This is a genomic window from Bradyrhizobium sp., from assembly GCF_049586575.1.
GTDB lineage: Bacteria > Pseudomonadota > Alphaproteobacteria > Rhizobiales > Xanthobacteraceae > Bradyrhizobium.
In genome coordinates, this window is sequence record NZ_JBAVCF010000327.1 from 1 (window position 1) to 1,675 (window position 1,675).

Annotated in this window: 2 protein-coding genes and 1 pseudogene; 1 reads left to right on the forward strand and 2 read right to left on the reverse strand. The window is 66.4% G+C overall.

Annotation, left to right across the window (positions count from 1 at the left end):
• Positions 1-44 precede the first annotated feature (44 nt).
• Positions 45-614: a tyrosine-type recombinase/integrase gene (locus WB528_RS12645; RefSeq protein ID WP_423888752.1), complete on the forward strand. Its 570-nt coding sequence runs from the start codon at positions 45-47 to the stop codon at positions 612-614.
• Between the two features lie 387 nt (positions 615-1,001).
• Here the strand turns inward: WB528_RS12645 and WB528_RS12650 are convergent, their stop codons facing one another.
• Both WB528_RS12650 and WB528_RS12655 read right to left on the reverse strand, forming a co-directional pair.
• Positions 1,002-1,358 (reverse strand): hypothetical protein, encoded by a 357-nt coding sequence (locus tag WB528_RS12650; RefSeq protein ID WP_423888751.1) that lies wholly within the window; start codon positions 1,356-1,358, stop codon positions 1,002-1,004.
• A 45-nt stretch (positions 1,359-1,403) separates the two neighbouring features.
• Positions 1,404-1,675 (reverse strand): annotated as a pseudogene (locus WB528_RS12655) (hypothetical protein); the annotation flags it as partial.

Here is a 1,675-nt window from a genome sequence, read left to right on the forward strand (position 1 = left end):
TGTCTAGTCATCGCAGCCGCCGCCGTACGGGCCATCGACCTGCACTGGCCAGAACCGCGCCGACCTGCAGGCCCACAAGCCACGACAGCACCGGCAGCGCATACCCGCCCGAGCAGGCCGGGCACCCTGCGGCACTAGGCCAGCGCCAGGCGCGGCCTGACACCGGCGAAACCAAGGGCGGGCGGTCGCGAACGGTGAGCATTGACTCGGGCACGGTCCAAGTGCTCAGGGATCACCGCGAACGCCAGGTCACGGAGCGGCTGACAGTTGGCCCGCAATGGCGCGGTGACTCCGACGACTATGTGTTCACGTCGGCATGGGGAGAGCCTGTTCACCCCGATACCGTGTCGTCGTTGATGCCGGTACTGATCAACAGGCACAACGAGCGGAAGAGGAACGACAAGGCGGGTAAGCCGCTACCGGCTGCCCGGCTTCACGATCTGCGCCACATCCATGCCACGACACTCTTGCGGGCTGGCGTGCCAGTTCACGTGGCGGCGGCCCGGCTGGGACACGCCGATCTGTCGATCACACTCCGGGTCTATGCCCACGTGATCGGGGAGCGGCTCTCCGAGGCCGCGGCCATCTTCGCCCGTGCAATCGAGGCTAGTTAATGAGCGCTGTTAGCAAATCCGTTAGCAAGAAGGCCTCTCCCAAGCGGGTAGAGGCCTCTGACCTGGCGCGCTCGGAGGTGCGCTCGGAGGGACTCGAACCCCCAACCTTCAGATCCGCAGGCACCCGAGAGGCCGTCCGGGATCGTTCAGAGCAGTCCACTACCTCAGACTTGCCACACGCCCTGGTCCTCGTCACCACCATCGGGCCTTTGCGCAGCGGGTCAGCCTGCATTTGTGCAGGTGAGTAGGCGAATCGGAATGTCCGCAAGTGACCATAAGTACTCGCGGTTGACCAGCCGATCGGACGCACCCGACGGGCACGCCGTCGCGCAGTTGCCCGCGACGATTGACGCCTTGGCGCCTAGGTCCCCGGCGGCACTCGGCGAGCTACGCATTACGAGCGTGTTCCGTGCGTTTTCGCGTCACTCGTCTGCGATCCCCAGTGCCCGATTGCCTGGACCGCCGCCGTCCATAGCGCACCGTCCGCAGGCAGGTATGTGTCCCCACCAATGCGGCCAGTATCACCGCGTACGGCCACCACGTCCGGCCGGTGAGTGCGGTGCCGAGCAGGAACACGGTGTCGAACGTCCCGACGAGGGCCACCAGGAAGCCGCTGAAAAGCACCAGCGCGGTGAGCCAGGGCGAGTCTTCGTAGCCCCGGCTAAGTTCCTGCAGGCGCTTCTCCTGGTCGATGTCCCCCTCACCCTGGCGCTGCCCCCTCCCCGGCAGCATTGGCGGATACATGCTGATACGCCTCCTCAGAGCACATCCGGTGCTCCATCGCCTGGCCTACCCACCTGCGCGACGGCCATGCGTCGCTTGCGGACCCGGTGGGGCACCAGCCCCCGAGGGTGGCGAGGCTTGAAGCGGAGGCGGCGTGATCAGGCGCCGGGGGAGTGGTGAGGACTCGGTTTCCGGGATGCTGACCGGTGGCGGGGTGCGGTCTCCCGGGGATACGACGAGCTCGGCAACCGGGTTCGCAAGAAGGTATCCGGTCGCACCCGCGCCGAGGTGGTTGAGAAGCTTGGCAAGCTGCACCAGCAGGACCGATACTGTGCATC

What these genes read in the sequence shown, in the direction of transcription:
- WB528_RS12650 (WP_423888751.1), bottom strand. Translation starts at nt 1,358, where the DNA reads ATGTATCCGCCAATGCTGCCGGGGAGGGGGCAGCGCCAGGGTGAGGGG.